General features: G+C 74.1%; 21 protein-coding genes. 16 read left to right on the top strand and 5 right to left on the bottom strand.

Annotated features, from left to right (window positions below):
- Positions 1-13: 13 nt before the first annotated feature.
- Together EDD32_RS07330 and EDD32_RS07325 are read left to right on the top strand one after the other, a co-directional pair.
- Positions 14-1,189 carry an ROK family protein gene (locus EDD32_RS07330; RefSeq protein ID WP_123920308.1) on the top strand — a complete coding sequence of 392 codons (1,176 nt, stop codon included), beginning with the start codon at positions 14-16 and terminating at the stop codon, positions 1,187-1,189.
- Complete coding sequence (locus tag EDD32_RS07325; protein WP_123916268.1) at positions 1,186-2,181, top strand: Gfo/Idh/MocA family protein; 996 nt, start codon at positions 1,186-1,188, stop codon at positions 2,179-2,181. The genes EDD32_RS07330 and EDD32_RS07325 overlap by 4 nt, the downstream gene beginning before the upstream one ends.
- On the opposite strand, the gene EDD32_RS07320 is transcribed toward EDD32_RS07325, so the two are convergent.
- Entirely contained in the window at positions 2,112-2,612 is a 501-nt protein-coding gene (locus EDD32_RS07320) for a DUF427 domain-containing protein (RefSeq protein WP_123916266.1), read from the bottom strand. The two genes, EDD32_RS07325 and EDD32_RS07320, sit on opposite strands and share 70 nt — an antisense overlap.
- Before the next feature lie 158 nt (positions 2,613-2,770).
- Between EDD32_RS07320 and EDD32_RS07315 the strand changes: the two genes are divergently transcribed.
- A complete protein-coding gene (locus EDD32_RS07315) occupies positions 2,771-3,007 on the top strand; it encodes a DUF6458 family protein (RefSeq protein ID WP_123916264.1) in 237 nt (78 codons plus the stop codon).
- Positions 3,008-3,096: 89 nt separating this feature from the next.
- The gene (locus EDD32_RS07310; RefSeq protein ID WP_123916262.1) at positions 3,097-4,269 is read left to right on the top strand and encodes an App1 family protein phosphatidate phosphatase; all 1,173 of its coding nucleotides are present in this window, start codon (positions 3,097-3,099) and stop codon (positions 4,267-4,269) included.
- A 54-nt stretch (positions 4,270-4,323) separates the two neighbouring features.
- Here EDD32_RS07310 and icmF read toward each other — a convergent pair whose 3' ends face one another.
- The 3 genes from icmF to EDD32_RS07295 form a co-directional block, all read right to left on the bottom strand.
- Positions 4,324-7,653, bottom strand: a complete 3,330-nt coding sequence (gene icmF, locus EDD32_RS07305; protein ID WP_123916260.1) for a fused isobutyryl-CoA mutase/GTPase IcmF — start codon at positions 7,651-7,653, stop codon at positions 4,324-4,326.
- Between the two features lie 461 nt (positions 7,654-8,114).
- Positions 8,115-9,182, bottom strand: coding sequence for a M23 family metallopeptidase (locus tag EDD32_RS07300; protein ID WP_246006030.1), 1,068 nt, complete (start codon positions 9,180-9,182; stop codon positions 8,115-8,117).
- Entirely contained in the window at positions 9,182-9,736 is a 555-nt protein-coding gene (locus EDD32_RS07295) for a hypothetical protein (RefSeq protein WP_123916258.1), read from the bottom strand. Before EDD32_RS07295 ends, EDD32_RS07300 begins: the two co-directional genes overlap by 1 nt.
- A gap of 140 nt (positions 9,737-9,876) precedes the next feature.
- Here EDD32_RS07295 and EDD32_RS07290 point away from each other — a divergent pair, with 140 nt between their 5' ends.
- The 6 genes from EDD32_RS07290 to EDD32_RS07265 are packed head-to-tail and all read left to right on the top strand — an operon-like array spanning position 9,877 to position 16,453.
- Positions 9,877-10,449 carry a DUF6668 family protein gene (locus EDD32_RS07290; protein WP_123916256.1) on the top strand — a complete coding sequence of 191 codons (573 nt, stop codon included), beginning with the start codon at positions 9,877-9,879 and terminating at the stop codon, positions 10,447-10,449.
- 4 nt (positions 10,450-10,453) lie between these two features.
- Complete coding sequence (locus tag EDD32_RS07285) at positions 10,454-10,732, top strand: hypothetical protein (RefSeq protein ID WP_123916254.1); 279 nt, start codon at positions 10,454-10,456, stop codon at positions 10,730-10,732.
- 11 nt (positions 10,733-10,743) lie between these two features.
- Positions 10,744-11,790 carry a DUF8175 domain-containg protein gene (locus EDD32_RS07280; RefSeq protein WP_123916252.1) on the top strand — a complete coding sequence of 349 codons (1,047 nt, stop codon included), beginning with the start codon at positions 10,744-10,746 and terminating at the stop codon, positions 11,788-11,790.
- Positions 11,790-13,379: a TrbL/VirB6 family protein gene (locus EDD32_RS07275; RefSeq protein ID WP_123916250.1), complete on the top strand. Its 1,590-nt coding sequence runs from the start codon at positions 11,790-11,792 to the stop codon at positions 13,377-13,379. Before EDD32_RS07280 ends, EDD32_RS07275 begins: the two co-directional genes overlap by 1 nt.
- A complete protein-coding gene (locus tag EDD32_RS07270; protein WP_342771397.1) occupies positions 13,363-14,874 on the top strand; it encodes an SCO6880 family protein in 1,512 nt (503 codons plus the stop codon). The genes EDD32_RS07275 and EDD32_RS07270 overlap by 17 nt, the downstream gene beginning before the upstream one ends.
- A 13-nt stretch (positions 14,875-14,887) precedes the next feature.
- Positions 14,888-16,453 (top strand): ATP/GTP-binding protein, encoded by a 1,566-nt coding sequence (locus EDD32_RS07265; protein ID WP_211338762.1) that lies wholly within the window; start codon positions 14,888-14,890, stop codon positions 16,451-16,453.
- A 50-nt stretch (positions 16,454-16,503) separates the two neighbouring features.
- On the opposite strand, the gene EDD32_RS07260 is transcribed toward EDD32_RS07265, so the two are convergent.
- A complete protein-coding gene (locus tag EDD32_RS07260; protein WP_123916248.1) occupies positions 16,504-16,974 on the bottom strand; it encodes a DUF2231 domain-containing protein in 471 nt (156 codons plus the stop codon).
- Positions 16,975-17,186: 212 nt separating this feature from the next.
- Between EDD32_RS07260 and EDD32_RS07255 the strand changes: the two genes are divergently transcribed.
- From EDD32_RS07255 to nadC, 6 genes are all read left to right on the top strand, one after another.
- Positions 17,187-18,110: an NUDIX hydrolase gene (locus tag EDD32_RS07255; protein WP_123916246.1), complete on the top strand. Its 924-nt coding sequence runs from the start codon at positions 17,187-17,189 to the stop codon at positions 18,108-18,110.
- A 242-nt stretch (positions 18,111-18,352) separates the two neighbouring features.
- Positions 18,353-20,482, top strand: coding sequence for a hypothetical protein (locus EDD32_RS07250; protein WP_123916244.1), 2,130 nt, complete (start codon positions 18,353-18,355; stop codon positions 20,480-20,482).
- A 277-nt stretch (positions 20,483-20,759) separates the two neighbouring features.
- Complete coding sequence (locus tag EDD32_RS07245; protein WP_246006029.1) at positions 20,760-21,188, top strand: STAS domain-containing protein; 429 nt, start codon at positions 20,760-20,762, stop codon at positions 21,186-21,188.
- Positions 21,189-21,498: 310 nt separating this feature from the next.
- Positions 21,499-22,476, top strand: coding sequence for a quinolinate synthase NadA (gene nadA / locus EDD32_RS07240; protein WP_123916242.1), 978 nt, complete (start codon positions 21,499-21,501; stop codon positions 22,474-22,476).
- Positions 22,473-24,107 (top strand): L-aspartate oxidase, encoded by a 1,635-nt coding sequence (locus EDD32_RS07235; RefSeq protein ID WP_123916239.1) that lies wholly within the window; start codon positions 22,473-22,475, stop codon positions 24,105-24,107. The genes nadA and EDD32_RS07235 overlap by 4 nt, the downstream gene beginning before the upstream one ends.
- On the top strand, positions 24,104-24,955 hold the full coding sequence (nadC, locus tag EDD32_RS07230) for a carboxylating nicotinate-nucleotide diphosphorylase (RefSeq protein WP_123916237.1): 852 nt from the start codon (positions 24,104-24,106) through the stop codon (positions 24,953-24,955). Before EDD32_RS07235 ends, nadC begins: the two co-directional genes overlap by 4 nt.
- Positions 24,956-24,968: the final 13 nt, after the last annotated feature.

The raw sequence follows: 24,968 nt of genomic DNA, 5'->3' as shown, positions 1-24,968 counted from the left end.
GGCAGTGCCGCCCGTGGCCGGCGGCGGCCACCGCCGCCCCCCCGGCTCGCGGGTCGGGGACGTCTTCGAGCTCGTCCGCCTCGGTCTCGCCCAGACACGGGGCGACATCCAGGACCTCACCGGCCTGTCCCGGGTGACCGTGGCGCAGCGGGTCAACGCGCTGCTCGACGGCGGATTCCTGGTGGAGGGCGGGTCCCGCGGGTCGACCGGCGGTCGGCGGCCGGTGGAGCTGCGGGTCAACGTCGACCACGCCAGGGTGCTCTCCGCCGTGGTCGACACCACCCACACCCGGGTCGCGCTGACCAACCTGGTCGGCGACCTCCAGGACGACGAGCAGCTCGACATCGCCGTCGACGGCGGTCCCGACCCGGTGCTCCAGGCGATCGAGGAGTCGATGAGGACCATCCTGCGGCGCCGTGGACTGACGACGTCCGACCTGGCGGGTGTGGGAATCTCGGTCCCGGGGCCCGTGGACCCCCGCACCAACCGGCCGAGCGAGCCGCCCATCATGCCCGGCTGGGACGCCTACCCCGTGGCCGAGCACCTCCACGACACCTTCCCGGTGCCGGTCGTCGTGGAGAACGACGCGAACGCGATGGCGCTGGGCGAGCACGCCGCCCACTACCCCGACTGCCCGTCCGTCGTCCTGGTCAAGGTCTCCACCGGGATCGGCACCGGCATCGTGCTCGACGGGGAGGTGTACCGCGGCGTGGACGGCGGCGCGGGCGACATCGGGCACGTGCGCCTGGTCGAGCACATGGACGCGGTGTGCCGGTGCGGGTCCCACGGCTGCCTGGCGGCGGTGGCGAGCGGGCACGCGGTGGCGGAGTCGCTGCGGGCGGCGGGCCGCGAGGCCCGCTCCGGCCGGGACGTGCGCCGGCTCCTCGACGCCGGCGACCTCGTCGCGGCCCATGGCGTCCGCACCGCGGGCCGGCTCGTGGGCCAGGTGATGGCCACCGTCGTCACCATGCTCAACCCGGCGGTGCTGGTCCTCGGTGGCGACCTCGCGACCGCGCCGCTCCTGGCGGGGGTGCGTGAGTCTCTCTACCCGCTCACCCTCCCGCGGGCCACCCGCAACCTCGACGTCCGGCTCAGCGGGCTCGGGACCGACTCCGCGGTGATCGGCATGGCCCACGCCGTCGCCGGACGCGTCTACTCCCCGGCGGCCATCGAGGCGAGCCTGTCGTGACGGCCGAGCCCGAGCCCGTCCGCGTCGGGCTGGTGGGCAGCGGCCGGTGGGCCTGCCTGGTCCACGGCCCGATGCACGTCGCGCCCGGCCCGACCCGCCTGACCGGGGTCTGGGCTCGCCGGCCGGAGGCCGCTGCCGCGCTGGCCCGAGACCTGGGCGTGCCATCCGTGCCGCGGTTCGAGGACCTCCTCGCCGGGTGCGAGGCGGTCGACTTCGCCGTGCCGCCCTCCGTCCAGTCGGCGATGGCGCCGGTGGCCGCCCGGGCGGGACGGGCACTGCTGCTGGAGAAGCCCCTGGCCGAGTCCCTCACCGCGGCGCGCCGTGTCGCCGACGCCGTGCGGGAGGCGGGGGTGCCCACGATCGTGGCGCTGACGCGCCGGTACCACCCGCGCACGCGGGACTTCCTCGACGCCGCCGCCGATCTCCGTGACCGCGGGCCGCTGTCCGGCGGGCAGGCGGCCTACCTGCACGGCGGGCTGCTGCCGGGCGGCTTCCTCGGCTCCGGCACCTGGCGGACCGAGCCGGACGGGATGCTGCTCGACATCGGACCGCACCTCCTCGACGTCGTCCAGGCCGCGGCCGGGCCGGTCGTGGCCGTGAGGACGGAGGGTGAGCCGACTCGCTACCTGTCCCTCACCACCCGACACCTGGACGGCGCTGTCGTCCAGTCGGTCCTCTCCGCTGCGGTGGCGGTCGACCCGCCGGTCACGCGGGTGGAGCTGCTCTCCGCCCACGGCACGGTGCGCTGGGACACCGCGGGCATGGATCAGGACAGGTGCTGGACGCGGTTGCGTACCGAACTCGCCTCCGCCGTGCGCCACGGGACGCCGGTGACCGTCGACGCCGCCGACGCGGTGCTCCTGCAAGCGGTGCTCGAGGCCGCCCGGACCTCGCTCGGGGGGTGGGTGGAGGTGTCCCGGGGTCACCAGCCCCAGGTGCCGGGCCCACCCTTGAACGGGCCGACGACGCCCGAGGTGATCCAGCCGCCGTAGAACCCGCCCGGCTGCGGGCGGGCGACCTCGCCGTCGACGCGGCACTCGTCCATGGCACCGGGGTAGAGCGCGACATGCTCGCGCAGCACCGCGAACGCCGGCGTCGGGTCGGGGTAGTGCCATGCGGCGCGCGCCGCGACCCGCCCGCCGCCCCGGACGTCGAGGTACGCCGCCCGTCCCTTCCACTCGCACACCGAGGAGCCCTCCGCGGGGACGAGGGCGCCGGCCGCGAAGTCGGCGGCGGGGAGGTAGTACGTGGGCGGGTGGCTGGTCTCGAGCACCCGCAGCGCCGAGGTGGTCCGGGCGACCAGCTCGCCGCCGAGGACGACCTCGACCAGCGCGGACGTCGCCTCCACGCGCGGTGGGCGCGGGTAGTCCCACACGGACTCCTCGCCGGGGCCGGGCGGGATGCGCTGCGTCGTCTCGGTCATGCGGCAAGCATCGCAGCAGGTCGCTCCGGGTGCGGCGCGCGTCGCCGAGCGAGCTCTCCGGGTGCGGTGGCGGGTCGGCAGCGCAACACTGGGGTATCGACCCGCGCCGTCGGGTCCGGGCGACCCGCGCCGTCGGGTCCAGACGAAAGGAACGACGCATGGGCATCGGAGGCAGCATCTTCCTCATCGCGCTCGGCGCGATCCTGTCCTTCGCGATCGCGGACATGATCTCCGGCGTGGACCTGACGATGGTGGGCTACATCCTCATGGTCGCCGGTGTGATCTGGCTGATCGCGTCGCTGATCATGCACCAGCAGCGCACCAACACCCGGCACACCGAGTACGTCGAGCGGCACGACGACCGCCGCGTGCGAGGCCCCAACGACCCGGTCTGACAGCTCCGGACCGCGGGCGGCACCGCCCGGACGGACCGCGTCGCCCTTCGGCATGCCCGGGCGGCGCGGTCCGTCTACGTTGGGGTTCCATGGGCCTCTCCCGCATCGCCGGCACGATCGACGACGCCGTCAACCGCAGCTCCGTCCGGTACCTCCGCAGCAAGGGCTGGCGCCCGCGCACCATCGGCCTGACGGGCTACGGCTCCGTCCAGAGCCTGCACGTGCTCGGCCGGGTGGTGATGTCGGACCCGGGTGAGGCCGGCGACGAGGGCGAGGAGATCGCCCCGGTCGGGCCGATCAACGTCGCCGCCGAGGCCCAGCGCGGCTGGCGCTCGTTCTTCACGGCGCAGCCGGGCTTCCTGCCCGTCGTCGTGCGGGCGGGCGGGCAGGTGATCCGCACGACCACGGACCGCGGGGGCTACATCGACGTCATGGTCCGCGACCACGGCCTCGAGCCCGGCTGGCACGAGGTGGTCCTCGAGGCGCGGGCCGCCGAGCCCGTCACCGCGAAGGTGCTCGTGGTGGACCCCGAGGTGCGTGCGGGCATCGTCTCCGACATCGACGACACGATCATGGTCACGATGCTCCCGCGCGCGTTCATCGCCGCGTGGAACACGTTCGTTCGCCACACGACCACCCGCAAGCCGGTGCCGGGGATGGCCGAGCTCTACCGCACTGTCCTGGAGGAGAACCCCACGGCGCCGGTCTTCTACCTCTCGACCGGAGCGTGGAACACCGTGCCGAACCTGCGCCGGTTCATGCGGACCCACGGCTACCCCGAGGGTCCGATGCTCATGACCGACTGGGGGCCGACACCGACCGGCCTGTTCCGCTCGGGCGTGGAGCACAAGCGCACCCAGCTGCGGAACCTCATGATCACCTACCCCGACATCCGGTGGCTGCTCGTCGGCGACGACGGCCAGCACGACCCGATGGTCTACGACGAGGTCGCCCGCGAGCACCCCCGCCACGTGGCGGCCATCGCGATCCGCGAGCTGACCCCGGCGGAGCAGGTCCTCTCGCACGGCACGGCCGAGCCCATCGAGGAGCCGAACCCGCTGCGCAACGCCAACGCCGAGCACGGCGTCCCCACCGTCAAGGGCCGCGACGGGGACGCCCTGGCTCGGAATCTCCCGGACGTGCTCGTCGCCCGGCGCGAGCAGCGCCTCGCCGAGGAGGCGGCGGAGGCCCAGGCGGCCGAGGAGGCGGCGGAGGCGCGGGCGGCGGAGGCGCGCGCGACCGGGCGCCACTCGGCGCGTTGACGCTCTGGGCCCGCGGCCGGAACCTACCCGCCCGCCGGCGGCCGGCGGCCCCACCTACACGTTCCGCCGGTAGCGGCCCCCCACGTCGAACAGCGCCTGCGTGATCTCCCCCAGCGAGCACACCCGCACGGCGTCCATGAGGACGTCGAAGACGTTGTCCCCGGCCAGCGCGGCCCGGCGGAGCCGCTCGAGAGCAGCGGACCGCTCCGCGGAGTGCCGGGACCGGAAGTCCCGGAGCCGGGCGATCTGGCCCCGCTTCTCCTCCTCCGTGGAGCGCGAGAGCGGGCGCGGTCCGTGCGCGGTGTCCGGCTCGCCGGCGGGCCGGTCGGGCGCGACGAAGGTGTTGACGCCGACAACGGGCAGCGACCCGTCGTGCTTGCGCCGCTCGTAGAGCATCGACTCGTCCTGGATCCGGCCACGCTGGTAGCCGGTCTCCATGGCGCCGAGGACGCCGCCGCGTGCCGAGATCCGCTCCAGCTCGGCCAGCACCGCCTCCTCCACCAGCTCGGTGAGCTCGGTGAGGAGGAACGAGCCCTGGTTGGGGTTCTCGTTCATCGACGGGCCCCACTCCTTGCCGATGACGAGCTGGATGGCCAGGGCCCGGCGCACCGACTCCTCCGTGGGGGTGGTGACGGCCTCGTCGTAGGCGTTGGTGTGCAGGGAGTTGGCGGCGTCGTTCAGCGCGATGAGGGCCTGCAGCGTGGTGCGGATGTCGTTGAAGGCCATCTCCTGGGCGTGCAGGGACCGCCCCGAGGTCTGGACGTGGTACTTCAGCCGCTGGCTGCGCTCGTTCGCCCCGTACCGCTCCCGCAGGACGATCGCCCAGACCCGGCGCGCCACCCGGCCCAGGACCGCGTACTCGGGGTCCATGCCGTTGGAGAAGAAGAACGACAGGTTCGGGGCGACGTCGTCCACGGCCATGCCGCGGGCCAGGTAGGCCTCGAGGTAGGTCAGGCCGTTGGCGAGGGTGAAGGCGAGCTGGGTGATGGGGTTCGCCCCGGCCTCCGCGATGTGGTAGCCGCTGATGGAGACGGAGTAGAAGCGGCGCACCTGGTGGGCGATGAACCACTCCTGGACGTCGGCCATGCACCGCAGGGAGAACTCGGTGGAGAAGATGCAGGTGTTCTGGCCCTGGTCCTCCTTGAGGATGTCGGCCTGGACCGTGCCCCGCACGTCGCGAAGCGCCGCGGCTCGGACCTCCGCCGCCTCCTCCGCCCCGGGCGCGCGGCCGTGCTCGCGCTCGAACGCCGCCAGGCGCTGGTCGATCGCGGTGTTGAGGAACATCGCCAGGACCGCCGGGGCAGGTCCGTTGATCGTCATGGACACCGAGGTGTCCGGTGCGCACAGGTCGAACCCGTCGTAGAGGGCCTTCATGTCGTCGAGGGTCGCGACCGAGACCCCGGAGTTGCCGACCTTGCCGTAGACGTCGGGGCGCTCGTCGGGGTCGAACCCGTAGAGGGTGACCGAGTCGAAGGCGGTCGACAGCCTGGTCGCGGGCTGGCCCTCGGCGAGGAGGTGGAAGCGCCGGTTGGTGCGGGCGGGGTCACCCTCGCCGGCGAACATCCGGGCCGGGTGCTCGTCGACGCGCCGTCGGGCGAAGACGCCGGCCGTGTACGGGAAGTGCCCGGGCAGGTGCTCCGCCCGTAGCCACTCCAGGAGGTCGCCGTCGTCGTGCAGCCGGGGCAGCGCCAGCCGGGGGACGGGGGTGCCGGCGAGCGAGCGAGCCGGCTCGATGCCCTGCGCCGCCGCGGCGACGTCCGGCCACCCGGCGAGAAGGGCGGTGGCGTCGTCGTCCACGGCGGCCCGCGCACCGGCGAGGAGCGCGTCGATGTCGGAGGTGTCGGCCTGGTCCGCGGCGAGCTGGACACGGACGTCCTCCAGGCGCTGGAGCCGGCGGGCAGCCGTCGCCTGCCGCCGGGTGTCGTCGTGGTAACGGCGGACCGCCTCGGCCGCCTCGGCGAGGTGGCGCTCCCGGTGGGCGGGGACGATCGGGGCGACGCGGGTGGACACCCGGCCGCGGACCGGTTCGAGCCGACCGGGTCCGAGGCGGGCGCCGGCTGCGACGAGGCGGTCGCGGAGGTGCAGGTACAGGGCGGTGACGCCGTCGTCGTTGAACCGCGAGGCGATGGTGCCGAAGACCGGCAGCTCCGCGGACGGGTCCCAGATCTCCCGGTTGCGGGCGACCTGTCGGCGCACGTCGCGCAGCGCGTCCTCGGCGCCGCGCCGCTCGAACTTGTTGATGACGACGACGTCGGCCAGGTCGAGCATGTCGATCTTCTCGAGCTGGCTGGCGGCCCCGAACTCCGGCGTCATGACGTAGACGGGCACGTCCACGTGGCCGACGATGCCCGCGTCACCCTGGCCGATCCCCGGCGTCTCGACGACGACGACGTCGGCGCCCCACGCCCGGCAGGCCAGGACGACGTCGTCCAGCGCCGGGGGCAGCTCGGCCCCCCTGGTGGCCATGGAGCGGAAGTAGGTGCCCTCGTCGAGGGCGTTCATGCGGATGCGGTCGCCGAGCAGGGCGCCGCCGCCACGACGCCGGGTGGGGTCGACGGCGAGGACGGCGACCCGCGGGTCGCCGCCCTGGTCCAGGCGCAGGCGCCGGACGAGCTCGTCGGTGAGGGAGGACTTGCCCGACCCGCCGGTCCCGGTGATGCCGAGGACCGCGGCCGGCCGGGCGGACCCGGCGGCGCGCAGGGCGGTCAGCGCCGCGTCGTCGAGCCGGCCCAGCTCGAGGGCGGTGATCGTGCGGGCGAGCGCGCGTCGGTCGTCCCGCGCGGGGGGACTGCCCTCGGCGGCCTCCAGGGGGTCGACGTCGGCGGCCGCGACGATCGTGTTGACCATGCCGGGCAGGCCCAGGCGCTGCCCGTCCGCCGGGGAGAAGATCCGCACGCCGCGCTCGGCGAGGACGGCGATCTCCTCCGGGACGATGACGCCCCCGCCGCCGCCGAACACCCGCACGTGGCCACAGCCCACCTCGCCGAGCCGGTCGACGAGGTAGGCGAAGTACTCCAGGTGCCCGCCCTGGTAGGACGAGACCGCGACCGCCTGGGCATCCTCCTGGACGACGGCGTCGACCACCTCGGCCACGGACCGGTTGTGCCCCAGGTGGATGACCTCACAGCCCTGCGACTGCAGGATGCGCCGGATGATGTTGATGGCGGCGTCGTGGCCGTCGAAGAGGCTCGCGGCCGTGACGACCCGGACGGGGTGGACCGGCACGTGCAGCTCGGGGGCGGACAGGGACGCGGTAGGGGCGGAGGCGCCGTGTGCCGGGCTGGGCGGGTTCTCGCCGGTGCCGGCCGGGACCTCAGGGGCGGGACGTCGGGGGGGCGCGTCCACGCCCGCCGTCGTCACGCCGGTGTGCCCTTCGTTGGACATGTCCCGAGGTTACGACAGGGCGTCAAGGCGTCCCACGACGAGATCCTCGGGGGTTGCTGCACCACCGCCCTTGCCACCGCCACAGACCGGGGCGAGGGCTGTCGACGGCAAGGGCGAGGTCTCCGACCTGATCCATGTGTGAGCACTGTTGGCCAAACGGACGTTCCGTTCGGCCCGGCGTCTTCCGTGTCCGGTTCATGCGCACCCGTCGGCAAATCGAACGCGTGCAACAGCTACGAACACCTACAGCTGGAACGAACGCCTGCAACAGGAACGAGCACTGCGATCACCGGGCCGAGCACGATTCCCGATCGGCCAACAGGCGCCTAAGCAACACCCCGGTCCCGGCGCGCCGGCGCGGCCCGGACGTCCCCAGACGCGGCCCGAACGTCCAGCGCCAGCAGAAAGGTCCGCGGCGCGGCACGAACGTCCCCGGCGTCGGAGGGACGTGCCGCACCGCCCTACACGGCCAGCCCGACGCCGAGCTGCCCCATGAAGGGGATCGGGTCGACCGGGATGCCGTTGACGCGGACCTCGAAGTGCAGGTGCGGGCCGGTGGAGTTGCCGGAGGACCCCACGCGGGCGATCTGCTGACCGGCGGTCACCTGGTCCCCCACACGCACGAGGATGCCGGACGGCCAGGGGTGGACGTACCTCGTCTGCACCCCGCCGCCGTGGTCGACCGCCACCATGTAACCGGTGTTTCCCCCTGTCGAGGGTCCCGCGATCGTGACGACCCCCGGGCCGACGGCGTAGATCGGGGTGCCGTCCGGGGCGGCGAGGTCGGCGCCGGAGTGGAGCTGGCGCACCCCGGTGACCGGGTTCACCCGCATCCCGAACGCCGACGTGTAGCGCACGGTGCCCAGCAGGGGGACGGTCCAGCCGTCGGCGGTCAGCCCGGCCGCGGAGATGGCGCTGCAGGGGGAGGGTCCGGCGAGGGTGGCGATCGCATCGAGGTCCTGACCGGCCAGGCCGGTGACCACCGCGACGGCGGCCGGCCAGTACCGCTCGTAGTGGTAGGGGTCGGCGTTGATCTGCACGCGGTGGGCGACGATCGTCGGGGGCAGCGACCACCGGTCCGGCAGTCGCGACAGCGCCTGGAAGAACATGGTCGCGGACGCGGTGGGGTCCATCCGCTGCTCGTAGGTGCCCCAGGCGCCGTTGTCGCGCTGCTGGAACAGCCCGCGGGAGTCGGGGCCGACGGCGTCGCCGTGGTCGAGCACCTGCAGGCCGGACTCCCCCATCGCGGTCATGACGCCGATGGTCTGGTCCCGGGCGCCGAGGCCGAGGTCAGCGCCCGCGTTCACGATCGCCGCGGCGTTGGCGAGCTGGACGCCGCTGTACCCGGAGATCTCGGCGGTCTCGACCCCGGCGGCGTCGACGATCCGCACCGACCCTCCGGTGACGTTGCAGTCCGCCAGCGGGGAGCGGTCGGCGTCCATGTACAGCACGAGCCCGACGAGCCCCACGAGCGAGGCGACGAGGAACCCGACGAGGAGCGTGACGACCGTCCTGGCACCGAGGCGCATCACACCACCCCCTCGGGCGGCTCGACGCGCTCGACGAGCCACGGCGTGGGCCCGTCCTGGCGGCTGAGGAGCACCCGGTACGTCCCGGCGTCGGTGGGCACCTCGACCCGGGCGAGGTAGACGCTGGACTCGTCGACGAGGGCGGCCGGCCCCGGCCCGACCGACGTGGCGGCGATCGAGGCGGGCTGGACCCACTGGTAGTCCTGCTGGGCGGCGGGGCTGAGGAAGCGCGAGAACTCTCCCCACCACGTGTCCGGGTCGAGGGCGGGCCGGGCGTAGGCGGTCATCACCTCGGTCGCGGTGGCGACGGCGGCGGCCCGTGACTCCTCGTCCCAGACCGGGGCGGGCGCCCCCGTCGCCGAGCCGAGCTCACCCTCCATGGGCTCGCCGGTCGCGGTCGGAACCGCCGGCAGCGGCGCGGGAGCGGCGGTGCCGGTGCCAGGCGCCGACGGCGCCGGGGGCAAGGGCTCGTCCGAGCACGCACCGAGGAGCGCGCCCGCGAGCAGCAGCGACACCGCCGCCCTGCCCGCACGCACCGAGCCCATCGCTCGCACGCTCCCTCATTTTGGGGGCCAGATCGGGACCACTTACCTCTGTGCTCGCATCCCGTTCTACGACACGATGATCCCAGAAGGACGCATGATGGGTGTCCGTACTGGTGCACCGGGCAGGTGTCGGCGCGATTGGGGTTGGTATGGGCAGGCACCCGGAAGGGACAAGGGCACGCTCGACCGCGGCCGGCGACTACTTCCCGCTGCCCACCGGCCCCGCCACGCCCCAGCGCGGCGTCCGCGCCCCCGCCGAGGGCCTGGCCGCCCGCGAGCGCCACGAGCGCGCCGCCCCGTGGTGGCTCGGCACCCACGGCGGCGCCGGGGAGACCACCCTGGCCGGCGCGGTCGCGGGCTCGGCCGCAGCCGGGCACGCCTGGCCCGTGCCCTCGGACCTCTCCCGCCCGCAGGACGTCGTCCTCGTCGCCCGTACCCACCTCACCGGCCTGCGCGCCACCCAGCTCGCCGCCACCCAGTGGGCCTCGGGCTCGGTGCCCGGCGTGACGCTCGTCGGGCTCGTCCTGCTCGCCGACGCCCCCGGCCGTCTCCCCCGGGCGCTGCGCGAGCTCGCCGACCTCGTCAGCGGCGGGGTGCCGCGGGTGTGGCACCTGCCGTGGGTCGAGGCCTGGCGCCTCGGCGACGAGCCGCGGCCCGTCCCGCGCGAGCTCACCCGGCTGATCCACGACCTCGACTCGCTCCTTCCGGGCCGGGGGGTCTGAGCACATGGTGCTGCCCTCCGCCGTCCTGTCCATCCTCGCCAACGTGCCCAACCCCGGCGAGGGCGAGGCGCCGCCCGGGACCGAGGGGTTCCTCGAGGTCCTGGCGTGGACCAAGTGGATCGCCCTGGGCATCTGCGTCCTCGGCCTCATCGTCGCCGGCGCGATGATGGGCATCAGCTCCCGCCGCGGTGAGGGCGGGGAGCACCTCGGCCGCATCGGCATGGCCCTGGCCGGGGTCATCGTCATCTCGGCGTCGTACTTCCTCGTCGGAGCCCTCGCCTGAGCAGGCGCCCCATGGCCGACGACCTCGACGACCGCAGCGTGTGGGCTCGGCCGGCCTTCCTCGTCTCCGCGGTCCTCGTCGTGGCCGTCGTCGTCCTCGGCGTGTGGCTCGCCGTCGCGAACGAGCGGCGCGACGACGGCGCCCCGCCGGCCGCATCGGCGTCGGCGACCGCCGGGCCGGACGGGACCGCCGCCACCGGCGATCCCACCGGCGAGCCCGGCGGCCCCACCACCGGCGATCCCACCGGCGAGCCGACCGCAGGCACGGACGGTGCGACGGACGGACCCGCCGACGACGGCGAGACCGGCGACGGCGCCACCGGCGCCGCGCCGCCGGCCGGCACCGACGGCACCGCCGACCCCGCCGACCCCGCCGCCGCGGGCGAGCCGAGCTTCTGCGGCATGGGCCCGGCGCAGACGGACGGCACGGTCACCCGGGCGCCCGAGGGCGTGGCCTGGGAGCTGGTGGGCACGGTGGCCGCCCCGGCCCTGCCGGGGACCGGCCCCGGCGTGAAGGAGCCGGACGGCTTCCGGTCCTGCTACGCCCAGAGCCCCACCGGCGCGCTGCTCGCCGCGGCGAACATCGTCGCGATGGGGTCGGTCGACGCCCTCCTCCCGCGCACGACGGCGGAGCTCACCGCGACCGGGCCCGGCCGTGACGCCGCCCTGGCACGCCTCGACGCCGAGGCCGCGGACGCGGCCGCGTCCGCAGCGGACTCAGCCGCCGAAGCCGCAACAACCGCGACGCCCACCGCCGCCGCCACGGACGCCACGGGCGCCGCCGCCACGACAGCCCCGCCGGCCCCCGCGCCCGTCCCGCTGCCGGCGACCGTCGCCCGGTACCAGATCCGCGGCTTCCACGTCATCGCCTACGACGGCGCCTCGGCGAGCGTCGACATCGCCCTGGGCCTGGACAACGGCGCCCTGGGCAGCTTCGTCGTCGACCTCCTCTGGCAGGGCGGGGACTGGAAGGTCCGCCTCACCGACATCGGCACGCTGCCCACACCGCCCGCGCAGATCCCCAACCTCGCGGGCTACACCGTCTGGTCGGGGGCCTGATGAGCACCCGGACCGGCTGCGACCCCCTCGACGTCGCCTGCACCACCTCGAGCTGGACCACCGACGGCGGCACGGGAGCGCTCGAGCAGCTCGCCGGCGCCGTGCGCGAGGCGCTCGACACCACGCTCGGCTCGCTGGGGACGATGTGGACGTCGATCGTCACGCCGTCGCTCACCGACGGCGACGCCCCGGTGGTCGCCCCGGGCGAGGTGGCGCCCGGGAGCGTGGAGACGGTCAACACCGTCCTCTCCTGGGTGCTGTGGGTCTCGCTCGGCGTCGCGGTGATGTCGATCATCGCCCTCGGCGCGACGATGGCCCTCAAGGGCCGGCGCGGGGAGGCCGAGGGTCAGCTGGGGCGCCTCGGCGTCGTCCTCGGCGCCGTCATCCTCGTCTCGTCCGCCTCGGCCATCGTCAGCGCGCTCGTCCCGCCCGAGCGGTTCGTGGCCTCCGGCGGCGGGCCGGCGGCGGCGACGCAGAACGCGCTGTGGTGGTTCACCGCGGCGATGGCCGTGCTCTCGGTGATGGTGGCCGGGGCGAAGATGGCCTGGGAGCAGCGCGCCGCCCCCGGCCGGGACCTCGTGCGCTCGCTCCTCACGCTCGTCGTCGTCGCCGGGGCGGGCCTGACGGTGATCGGGCTCGCCGTCGTCGCCGCGGACTCCTTCGCGGCCTGGCTGCTCGAGCGGGTGACGGGCGGGGCGGACTTCGGCACGCAGGTCGAGGCGATGCTCACCTTCTCCGACGACCTCGGCGTCCTGCTCGTCATCGTCCTGGGGCTCGCGGCGCTGGTGGTCTCCTTCGCCCAGATCATGCTCATGGTCCTGCGCGCGGCGATGCTCGTCATCCTCGCAGGGATCTTCCCGCTCTCGGCCTCCTTCACCAACACCGCGATCGGTCGCACCTGGTTCCACCGGGTGGTCGCCTGGATCATCGCGTTCGTCCTGTACAAGCCGGCCGTCGCGATCGTCTACGCCACCGCCTTCCAGCTGCGCGACCAGAACGTCTTCGCCGACGATGGCTCCGGTCTCGTGCCGGTCCTGACCGGCATCATCCTCATGACGCTGGCCCTGCTCGCGCTGCCGGCGCTCATCAGCGTCGCCGCCCCGCTGGTGGGCACCGTGACCGGCACGGCCGGGCCCGCGACGACGACCACCTCGATGTCGACCTCCGCCGCACTGCCCACCGGCGCCGTCCCGGTCCCCCGGGTACGCGCCGGCGGCGCCGGACCCGCCGGTGCGGTGGGCACCGCCGGCCGTGTGACGCAGCTCGGTCCGTCCGGCGCCCGCGCCGAGATCGGCGCCGCACCGGTGCCCGGCGCAGCCGCGGCCGGCGCGGCCACCCAGGGGGCACCCGTGCTGCCCGTCCCGGCCGGCGCGCGCGACGCCATCTCCCCGGACGGCCGGGTCCCCGCCGGCGGCCCCGGTGAGGACGGCGAGAGCGCCGAGGCGGACGACAGCGGTGCGACGGCGGCCCCCGAGAGGCAGGATGGTCCCGACGTGAACGGGCACGGCAACGGGCACGGCACGAACGGGACGGGCGGCCCACCCCGCCTGACCAGCAAGGGAGATGGTCGACGTGGCAGCAGCCGCTGACCCCGCCGGGCACGCGCCCCGGACCTACGGCAACTGGCGTCGCCCGACGTCACCGGGCCTGCTCGGCCTGGGGACCGTCGGCACGATGATCCTGCTCGGCGGGCTCATCGTCGTCGTCCTGGTCGTCATGCTCGCCGACCTCATCACCGCGCTGCTCGTGGCCGCGGCCCTCGGCGTCGTCCTGCTCTCCATCGCGGTGCGCGACAAGCACGGGATGAACGCCGTCGACAAGGGCACCGCCCGCGTGGGGTGGTGGCGCCAGCGCACGGCCGGCGAGCACCTCTACCGCTCGGGACCCCTGGGCCGGACCCCGTGGGGCACCCACCAGCTGCCCGGCCTCGCGGCGGCGTCGCGCCTGACCGAGCACCACGACTCCTACGGCCGGCCGTTCGCCCTGGTCTACGTCCCGGCGACGACGTCGTACACCGTCGTCATCGGCACCGAGCCGGACGGCGCGGCCCTCGTCGACGAGGAGCAGGTGGACGCCTGGGTCTCGGACTGGGGACTGTGGCTGGCGAACCTCGGGGATGAGCCCGGCATCATCGCCGCGTCCGTGACGGTCGAGACCGCGCCCGACACGGGCACGCGCCTGCGCCGCGAGGTCACGACCCACCTCGACCCCGACGCGCCCGAGTTCGCCCGGCGCCTGCTCGCCGAGACCGTGCGGGACTACCCCGCGGGCTCCTCCACGGTCCGCGCGTACGTGGCCCTGACCTTCACCGCCGCCCGCGGCGGCGGCAAGCGGCGCAAGCCCGCGGAGTTCGCCCGCGAGCTCGGCGCCCGACTGCCCGCGCTCACCGCGGAGCTCCAGGCCACCGGCGCCGGCCCGGCCCACCCGGTGGACGCCCTCGAGCTGTGCGAGATCGTGCGGGTCGCCTACGACCCCGCCGCGGCGACCGCCATCGACGAGGCCCACGCGACCGGGGAGGTCCCGCCGCTCACGTGGTCCGACGTCGGCCCCAGCGCGCACGAGACCTCGTGGGACGCCTACCGCCACGACTCGGGGCTGTCCGTCACCTGGGCGATGACCGGTGCGCCGCGCGGCAACGTCCAGTCCTCGATCCTCGCCCGGCTCCTCGCCCCGCACCGCGACATCGCCCGCAAGCGCGTCACCCTCCTCTACCGGCCCATCGACGCCGCCTCCGCCGCGGCGATCGTCGAGGCGGACCTGCGCGCCGCCCAGTTCCGCCAGACCGCCACGGACAAGCCCACCGCGCGTGACGTCCTGGCCACCCGGGCCGCCGCCCTGACCGCCCAGGAGGAGGCCGCCGGGGCCGGCCTGGTCAACTTCGGCATGCTCGTCACCGCCACCGTCATGGACACCGGCCGGGAGATGGACGCCCGCGCCGCGGTGGAGAACCTCGCCGCCACCGCGCGCCTGCGGCTGCGGCCGGTGTACGGCTCCCAGGACTCCGCGTTCGCCGCCGCCCTGCCCCTCGGGCTCGTGCTCCCCCGGCACGTCTCGCTTCCCAGCGAAGTGCGGGACCGGCTGTGAGGGGGCGCGCAACGTGAGCACCAGGGCGAAGGACGACGCCGGCGGACCTCGCCGGGCGGGCCCCCGCGGCTGGGCCGGCCTGGGCCGCGGGGCGGCGAAGGTCGTCCAGCCGGTCCCGGAGTGGCGCGGCTCCACGCGACAGGTGTGCGGGCTGTGGCCCTACGCGATCGGCACCGGCACACCCATGGTCGGGGTGCCGCTGGGCCGGAACATGATCTCCGGCGCCACGGTGTGCTGCGACCCGGTCTCGTGGTTCCAGCGCGCCAACCTCATCTCCAACCCGTCCGCGTTCGTGCTGGGGCTGCCGGGCCTGGGCAAGTCCACGCTCGTGCGCCGGATGGCCGCCGGGCTGGCCGGGTACGGGGTCATGCCGCTCGTCCTGGGCGACCTCAAGCCCGACTACGTCGACCTCATCGAGGCCCTCGGCGGGCAGGTCATCTCCCTCGGCGGGTCACGCGGGTACATCAACGTGCTCGACCCCGGCGAGGCCACCTCCGCGGCGGAGCGCCTGACCGGCTCGGCCCGGCAGATGGTCCTCGCCGACGCCCACGACCGCCGTCTGGCGATGGTCTCCTCGCTGCTGACCATCCTGCGCGCCGCGCCGCCCGGGGACCGCGAGGAGACGATCCTCGACCGGGCCCTGACGGTGCTGGACGAGCGGCACGACGGGGTCCCGGTCCTCCCGGACCTGCTCCGCATCATCCGGGAGGCGCCGGACCCGGTGCGCCAGGTGGCGCTCGACCGCGGCTCGATCGACCGGTACCAGTCGCTGACGGAGAACCTCGAGGCCTCACTGATCGGCCTGGTCGACGGCGGCCGGCTGGGCCGGACGTTCTCCCGGCCGACATCGAGCCCGATGCGTCGCGACCGGCCCGTCGTCTACGACGTCTCGCACATCGACGACGCCCAGACGGACCTCCAGGCGGCCGTCATGCTCGCGTGCTGGTCGGCCGGCTTCGGCATGGTCAACGTCGCCAACGCCCTCGCCGACGCCGGGGTGGAGCCGCGCCGGCACTACTTCGTCGTCCTCGACGAGCTGTGGCGGGTGCTGCGCGCCGGCCGGGGCCTCGTGGACCGGGTGGACGCCCTCACCCGCCTCAACCGCACCCGCGGCGTGGGGACGGCGATGATCTCGCACACGATGTCGGACCTCCTGGCGCTGCCCGCCGAGCAGGACCGCATGAAGGCCCGCGGTTTCGTCGAGCGCTCGGGGATGGTCATCGCCGGCGGACTCCCGGGGGCGGAGATGTCCATGCTCACCCAGGCCGTGCCGCTGTCGCGGGCCGAGCAGGAGATGCTCATCGGCTGGCAGGACCCGCCGGCGTGGGACCCCATCCACAACCGCGAGACCGCGCCGCCCGGCCGCGGGAAGTTCCTCATCAAGGTCGGCGGCCGGCCCGGCATCCCCGTGCAGGTCCAGCTCACCAGCGTCGAGATGGGCATCCACGACACCAACAAGCGCTGGGAGGAGGTCTCCCGCGTCGGGCCGGTGGTCCGCCCGGAGGACCGCCCTGGGGACCGCCCCGAGCACCGCCCCGACGACGACGCCGAGCTGCGCGGGGTTCACCCCGTGCGCTGACGACCCCTCGGTCGCCGAGCGGCGTCAGTCGTCCTCGTCAGTCGTCCTCGTCAGTCGTCCTCGTCCTCGATCTCAGCCGGCTGCGTCGTCCCGGCGACGTCGCCCCATGTCGCCCGGGCCCCGCTCTCCCCCACGCGGTAGACCTGGACCCCCACCAGGAGCGCCGTGACGACGGCGAGGGCGGCGACCACCGCGGTGAGCGGGCCGGGGCCGCCTCGGCGCAGCAGCGTGAGGAGCCACAGCACGACGGCCAGGGCGATCCCGATCACCACGAGCTGCTCGCCGAGCTCGGCGTGGACACCGGGCTCGCCCACCCGTTCCTCCAGGGCTTCGCCCGACTCGGACGCGACCGGCAGCAGCACCGCCGCGGTCGTCGCCACGAGCGCCACCAGCAGGGTGAAGGGACGCAGCCGGGGCACCGCCACGACGGCGAGCGTGCCCAGGACCGCCAGGGGCAGGAGCACGACGACGGCGTGGACGACGAGGGGGTGCAGCGGCAGTCCGTCGACGAGGTCGAGCATCGCGGTTCCTCCGGTCCATGACCCGGCGAGGTGCGAGCGGCCGGTGGGCCGACGCTACCGGCCGCCGTCCGCCGGTGGACCCGTTTCCCCGGCGGCTGCGGCGCACCCGTCACAGACTCGGCCGCGGCGACGTCGCGAGCCCGGCGGGCGGGGCGCCGGAACCTTGGCATGATGTCGGTGCAGCAGGTGGCGGCGAGAAGAGGGGGCAGCGGGTGGCAACGCAACGCGACCTCGTCGTCGCCGAGCTGGTCGCCGTCATCACCGCGGTCCAGGACGGGGAACCGCTCGTCCTGACGACGGCGGACGGCCGGCGCCTGCCCTCGGGCCCGCTCGAACCCGGCCACCGCTCCATGCAGGCCGGGATGCGCTCGTGGGTCGAGCAGCAGACCGGCTACGACCTCGGCTACGTCGAGCAGCTCTACACCTTCGCCGACCGCGACCGGGGGGACCGGCCCGTCCTGGAGGTCTCCTACCTCGGGCTGACGACCGTCCCCGCCCGGACGGCGCAGTGGCGCGGCTGGTACGAGTACTTCCCGTGGGAGGACCGCCGCGACGGCGACGACACCGTCGCCCGCACGATCGCCCCCGCGCTGGCCCGCTGGGCGGAGGCCGCCCGGGGCGAGGACCGCGAGCGCCGGCGGCTGCGCGCCGCGGTGACCTTCGCCCTCGACGGCCGGCCCTGGCTGCCGGGCCTGACGCTGCAGCGCTACGAGCTGCTGTACGAGGCCGGGCTCGTGCCCGAGGCGCACGGGGACGGCCGGCGACCCGGCGGGGACGGCCGAGCGCCTGGCGACGGCGTGCCGGGCGCCGACATGGACAGCCACCACCGACGCATCCTCGCCACCGGCGTGGCCCGGCTGCGGGCCAAGATCCAGTACCGCCCGGTCGTCTTCGAGCTCATGGCCGAGGCGTTCACCCTCGGCGGCCTCCAGACGACGGTCGAGGCCCTCGCCGGTCAGCACCTGCACAAGCAGAACTTCCGCCGCCTCGTCGAGCAGCAGGAGCTCGTCGAGGAGACCGGCGACGTCGACACCGACACCGGCGGGCGGCCGGCCAAGCTGTTCCGGTTCCGCCGCCAGGTGCTCGACGAGCGTGAGGCCGCCGGCACGAAGCTCCCGATCCCGCGCACGCGCTGAACCGCTGACCTGGGCCGTCGGACGGCAATAACGGGAAACCTGGACCCCTGGGTGCAAGGGGTCTACGTTGAGCCCTGCACCTGGGACCTTCGTCCCGGGTCGCCGGAGACGGTCACCGCCATGAGCCCGCGCCCGCCTCCTTCCATAGGTCGATCGATCCGCCCAACGGAGGGCGTGAAAGGGGTACACCTATGCGACTACGTCGCACACTGGTCGCGGGAACCGCGGCCGGAGCACTCGCAGTGGCCGGACTCGCCGCACCCGCGATGGCCGCCCACCCGGACACACCACCAGCCGACTACGGAACAGCCGGCGACGACACGATCATCGTGCCCGTCAACGACAGCGCGGCCGGCGGCACCTACTACCAGCCGTTCGAGCGGGCCTACGCCGGCGCGACGGAGGACGGCACGCCGGTCTACGTCTACGTGCCCGTCGGCGCGCTGGAGGGCGTCGACGGCGTCCACAGCCTCGACCCGGCCTTCGACCACAACCCGGACGACGAGTTCGTCCCGTGCGCGGAGAACTCCGCCGACGACTACGTCCTCACCCAGGGTCAGGTCGACTACATCGGCGACGCCCTGGCCGACCAGATCCTCGCCGTCAACGAGGAGCACTTCGGTGACCTCGGTGCCGCGGCGTCCGGCAGCGACGCCCTCGTCACCCTCGTCTACAACGTCCAGGACGACTCCTACTACGACTGCACCGTCAGCTCCTACACCGCCGGCTACTTCGCCCCCGAGTACCTCAGCGCCGAGAGCCTCGGGATGAACGTCATGGTGCTGGACGCCTTCGACTGGGCCAACCGCGTCGGCGAGGACCCTGACGCCGCTCCCTGGAGCGACGGCGACCCGGCGAACGACCGGCCCGAGCTCTACGAGGGCGTCGTCGCCCACGAGCTCGAGCACATGCTCATGAACTACTCCGACGCCGGGGAGCTGTCGTGGGTGGACGAGGGCCTCGCCGACATGGCGGCGTTCCTCAACGGGTACGACATGACCGGCAGCCACCTCACCTACCAGCAGGTGTTCCACCGCGAGACCTCGCTGACCCGGTGGGGCGGCGGCCTGGAGAACTACGGCGCGTCGTTCAGCTACTTCCTCTACCTGTGGGAGCAGGCGGGCGGCAACGGCGACGGCAGCCTCGAGCCCGACCTCGTCTACGACGACACGGCCGGCGACCTTCTCATCAAGCTGATCTTCGCCGAGCAGGCAGACGGCATGGTGGGTGTCCAGAACGCCATCGACGCGTACAACGCCGAGACCGGTGACGACCTCGCCTCGGCCGAGGAGCTCTTCAAGGACTGGGCCGTCGCGATGAAGCTCGACGACGAGGGCTCCTCCCGGTGGGACCTGGAGAACTTCGACCTCGGCGCCGACTCGGGCGGCTGGACCATCGACCTGGCCAACGACGTGTTCTGGGACGACCGCGGCAGCTACCGCGGCGCGCAGCCCGACGCGAAGTGGGACCGGCTCAAGAACCGGCCGGGCACCACGGCCCTGCCCTTCGGCGTCTCCTACGAGACGTTCCGGAACCCGGGCCCGCAGGTCAGCCTCGAGTTCGACGGCGAGGCAACCACCACCATCGAGGACCACTCCGGGGATGGTCAGCACTGGTGGGCCGGCTACGAGAGCCAGACCGACCACGTCCTCGGACTCGACGCCGAGATCACCGGCGGTGAGACGGTCACCTTCTGGAACTGGCACTTCATCGAGGAGGGCTGGGACTACGGCTTCGTCGAGGCTCTCGTCGGCGGCGACTGGGTGACTCTCGAGGTCACCCTCGCGGGCAGCGACCCCGAGGTAGTCGTCTCGACGGACGAGGACCCGCACGGCAACAACACAGAGGGCAACGGCATCACCGGTACCTCAGGCGGGGTGTACTTCGTCGACGAGCCGGCCTACGTGCAGTACGAGGTGACCGTTCCCGACGGCGCCACGGACGTGCAGTTCCGGTACTCCACCGACGCCGCCTACCTCGACACCGGCTGGTTCATCGACGAGATCGCCGTCGACGGCATGTCGGCCAGGGTCACACCGGAGATCGACCCGGTGTCCGAGGAGCCCGACTGGGTCCTCATCGAGGGGAAGCAGATCAACCAGTGGGTCGTCCAGGTCATCTCCACGTGCGACCTCACCCCCGGCGTCGACAGCGCCTTCGAGATCACGGACGACGCGGACAACTACGTCTACCGCTTCGAGGGCGACACCAACGGCGACATCAGCACCGGCGCCCTCGACACGAGGTGCGCCAACGGCAACACCGCGGACTTCTTCGCGGTGATCTCCAACCTCGCCACCGGCGAGCTCACGGTTCTCGACGCCGACTACGACTTCGACGTCGTCAACCTCGGTGCGAAGGGTCGCCGCTGACGACCTGACGGGACAGAGCGCCTGACCGCACCATCCCGAGGGGGTCGAGCCACCGGCTCGGCCCCCTCGGCTGTGCCCACCCTTGCCAGACGGTCAAGCCGGGTGCACGCTTCTCCCAGGGGAAGTACGTCGGAAGGCAACGAAGCCGACCGGCGGGGTTCTTCCCCGCCAACGGCCCGGCGGGAAGGGCGCCGGGGTTCGGTGTTGTCCTGCAAGCCACACGCGGCGTAGCGTCTCCTTCCGGTGCCCTTTCCGGGCGGACCAGGCCGCGAACTCCGTGGCGCCACGCACGGCGAGAAGGACGGCCATCATCAGCACGAACCCCACGACGCCCGGCGGTCACGGCGTCCCGGTCCGCAAGACCCTCGCCGACCTCACCGACGCAGGCTCCGTCGACCTCGTCGTCCACGAGGACCGGGTGCTGATGGTCCTCAGCGGCGCCGTCGACGTCGTCCTCACCCGCGAGCTCACCGACGCCGCCCACGCCGCGGTCGAGGCCGGCAAGCCGGTCGAGGTCGACACCCGCGGGGTGACGTTCATCGACTCCTCCACCGTCGCCACGCTCGCCTGGCTCGCGAGCCGTACCGACGGCCAGCTGCGCATGATCGACCCGCCGGACGTCGTGAAGTTCGTCCTCGAGGTCACGCGCGTGGGCGAGATCGTCGACCTCGTCGACGACCAGGGCAACCCCCTCCCGGCCGAGTAGTCACCCCGGGCACTCCCCACGACGCCGGCCGGCTGAGCCGGCGTCGGAGCGACGACGCCGGTCCACGGGCGCCGGTCCACGGACGCTTGCTCACGGCCTCAAGGCCTCACCGGCTCACCGGCTCACGGGCTCACGGGCTCACCGGCTCACGGGCTCACGGGCTCACCGGCTCACGGGCTCACGGGCTCACGGGCTCACGGGCTGATGTTCTCGATATGAGAAGAAGGTGACAGGCAGCCCCACATCCGCTTATGCTCACACTCAGCACTAACAATGCTCAGTTGCAGCATAAGTAGAGAGGGGCCGGCCGATGAGCGCCGTCACCATCAGCACCGACGCCCTGTACGAGCGCGTCCAGAACGTCATCCCCCGCGTCGAGTGGGCCACGATGGCCGACGACGTCGAGGCGATCCTGCGACTGAAGCGGGAACGCAACGCAGTCATCCTCGGCCACAACTACCAGACCCCGGAGATCTTCCACGGCGTCTCGGACATCGTCGGGGACTCCCTCGCCCTGGCCCGTGAGGCGCAGACGGTAGAGGCGGACGTCATCGTGCTCGCCGGCGTCCACTTCATGGCCGAGACGGCCAAGCTGCTCAACCCGGCCAAGACGGTCCTCATCCCGGACCTGCGTGCCGGGTGCTCGCTCGCCGAGTCCATCACCGCGGCCGACGTGCGCGCCCTCAAGGCCGCCCACCCCGGCGTCCCGGTGGTCACGTACGTCAACACGAGCGCGGACGTGAAGGCTGAGTCGGACATCTGCTGCACCTCGGGCAACGCCGTCAGGGTCATCGAGTCGCTCGGTGTGGACCGGGTCATCATGATCCCGGACGAGTATCTGGCCCGGAACATCGCCGCGCAGACCGGCGTCGAGGTGATCACCTGGCCCGGGCACTGCGAGGTGCACGAGCGCTTCACGCCGTTCGACATCGAGCAGATCCGCCAGGACCACCCGGGCGTCGTCGTGCTCGCCCACCCCGAGTGCCCGCCCGAGGTGGTCGCCGCCGCCGACATGGCCGGCTCGACGGCGCAGATGCAGGACTTCGTCACGGTGGAGCAGCCCGCCCGGGTCGCGCTCATCACCGAGTGCTCGATGAGCGACAACGTCTCCGCCGTCAACCCCGGGGTGGAGTTCGTCCGCCCGTGCAACCTCTGCCCGCACATGAAGCGCAACACCCTCGCCGCCATCCGGGCGGCACTGGAGCACATGCGCCACGAGGTCACGATCGACCCGGAGGTGGCCGACCGCGCCCGCGCGGCCGTCGAGCGCATGCTGGCCGTGCGATGAGGACGGCCGCGCACGACGCGCCTGTCGTCGTCGTCGGCGGCGGGCTCGCGGGGCTGCTCACGGCGCTGCACCTCGCCCCGCTCCCGTGCATGGTGCTCACCACCGGGGAGCTGGGCGAGCACACCTCCTCCGACCTCGCCCAGGGCGGGATCGCGGCCGCGCTGGACGACGGCGACGCCCCCGCCCTGCACGCGCTCGACACGGTCCACGCGGGAGCGGGGCTGTGCGACGTCGGGGTCGTGGAGGCCGTCACCGGCGCCGCACCCGAGACCGTGGCCCACCTGGCCCGCCTCGGCGCCCGGTTCGACCGCGCGCCCGACGGCGCGGTCGCGCTCGGCCTCGAGGGCGCGCACTCGCGCCACCGGGTCGCCCACGCCGGTGGTGACGCCACCGGCCGCGAGCTCCTGCGCGCCGCCGCCGCCGCGGTGCGAGCCACCCCCTCGGTCGCGGTCCTCGCGCACACCCGGGCCGGCCGGCTCGTCCTCGACGGCTGCCGGGTCACCGGCGTCGTCGTCGAGCGTGACGGCGAGCGCTCCGTCCTGGCCGCGACCGCCGTGGTCCTGGCCACCGGCGGGCTCGGCGGGCTCTTCCGGGACACCACCAACCCGACGGCGTCACGCGGGCAGGGCGTCGCCCTGGCCGCCCGCGCCGGCGCCGTCCTGCGGGACCTGGAGATGGTGCAGTTCCACCCCACCGCGCTCGACGTCGGCCTGGACCCCATGCCGCTGGTGAGCGAGGCGGTGCGCGGCGAGGGCGCCCACCTCGTCACCGCGGACGGCGCGCGCCTGCTGTCCGACGATCTCGCCCCCCGCGACGTCGTCTCCCGTGCCGTGTTCGCCGAGCAGCGCCGGGGCGGGCGGGTCCTCCTCGACGCGCGCGGGGTGCCGGGCTTCGCGGCCCACTTCCCCACCGTGACGGCGGCGTGCCGGGCCGCCGGCATCGATCCCTCGCGTGACCTGGTGCCCGTGCGGCCTGCGGCCCACTACGCGATGGGCGGGGTGGCCGTGGACAGCCGCGGCCGGACCTCGGTCGCGGGCCTGTGGGCGGTGGGCGAGGTCGCGAGCACCGGGCTGCACGGCGCCAACCGGCTGGCGTCGAACTCCCTGCTCGAAGCTGCGGTCTGCGCGGGGTGGGTCGCGGCGGACGTGCGCGCCGCCCGCTCTGCCGCGGGCGCGACCACGGCGCAGCGTCGCCTCCCGCTGCCGCTCCCGCGTGCCGTCCCGCCCGCCGTCGCGCCTGCCCTCCCGCCCGCCGTCCCGCCTGCCCTCCCGCCCGCCGTCCCGCCTGCCCTCCCGCCCGCCGTCCCCAGCGACGGCACCGCGAGCCTGCGCGCCCTCATGAGCGCCTGCGTCGGCGTCCTACGTGACGGCCCGGGGCTCGCGGCCGCGGCCGAGGAGCTCGGCGAGCGGGTGAGGACGGCGGGTCCCGACGCGGTCGACGACGCCACCCTGACCGCGTTCCTCGTCGCCACCTCCGCGCAGCTCCGGGAGGAGAGCCGCGGCGCGCACACCCGGACCGACTTCCCCGCGCCGGCCGCGCCGGTCCACACCACCCTCACCCTCGCCGAGGCCCTCGAGCCGGCCCGCAACCGGCCCGCCGATCGCCTCGCGCACGAACGGAGCAGCCTGTGAGAGCCCTGTCCCCCCTCCTCGTCGAGCCGCTCGTGCGCGCCGCTCTGCTCGAGGACCTGGGCCGCGCCGGCGACGTCACCTCCGACACCGTCGTCCCGGCCGACCGCCGCGCCACCGTGGCCCTCGTCGCCCGGGAGGCGGGCGTCGTCGCGGGCACCGACCTCGCCGTCGCCGCGTTCGGGCTCGTCGACAGGCGCACCGAGGTGGCGGTCCTGCACCCGGACGGCACCCGGGTCTCGGCCGGTGACGTCGTCGCCCGGGTCACCGGCCCCGCCCGCGGGATCCTCACCGCCGAGCGGGTGGCGCTGAACTTCCTGGGACACCTCTCGGGCGTCGCGACGGCCACGGCCCAGATCGCCGACGCCGTCGCCGGCACCGGCACGCGGGTGACGTGCACCCGCAAGACGACGCCCGGCCTGCGGGCGGTGGAGAAGCACGCCGTCCTCGCCGGCGGCGGGGTCAACCACCGCTTCGGGCTCGACGACGCCGTGCTCATCAAGGACAACCACATCGCCCTGGCCGGCGGGGTGCGGGCGGCCGTCGCCGCCGCGCGGGCGGGCGTGGGTCACCTCGTGAAGATCGAGATCGAGGTGGACACCCTCGACCAGCTCCGCGAGGTCCTCACCGACCCCGTCGACGCGGTGCTGCTCGACAACATGACCCCCGAGCAGCTGCGCGAGGCGGTGGCCCTCGTCGGCGGGCGCATGGTGACCGAGGCGTCGGGACGGCTGACGGCGGCCACCGCGCCGGCAGTCGCCGCGAGCGGGGTGGACCTCATGTCCGCCGGGCGGATCACCCACTCGGCGCCGGTGCTCGACATCGGGCTGGACGTCCTCGACCTCGTCTGAGCCGCGCCCCGCC

The sequence above is a fragment of the Georgenia muralis genome, from assembly GCF_003814705.1.
Lineage (GTDB): Bacteria > Actinomycetota > Actinomycetes > Actinomycetales > Actinomycetaceae > Georgenia > Georgenia muralis.
Note: the sequence above shows the minus strand (reverse complement) of the source record. Positions and strands in the feature narration are given on the sequence as shown.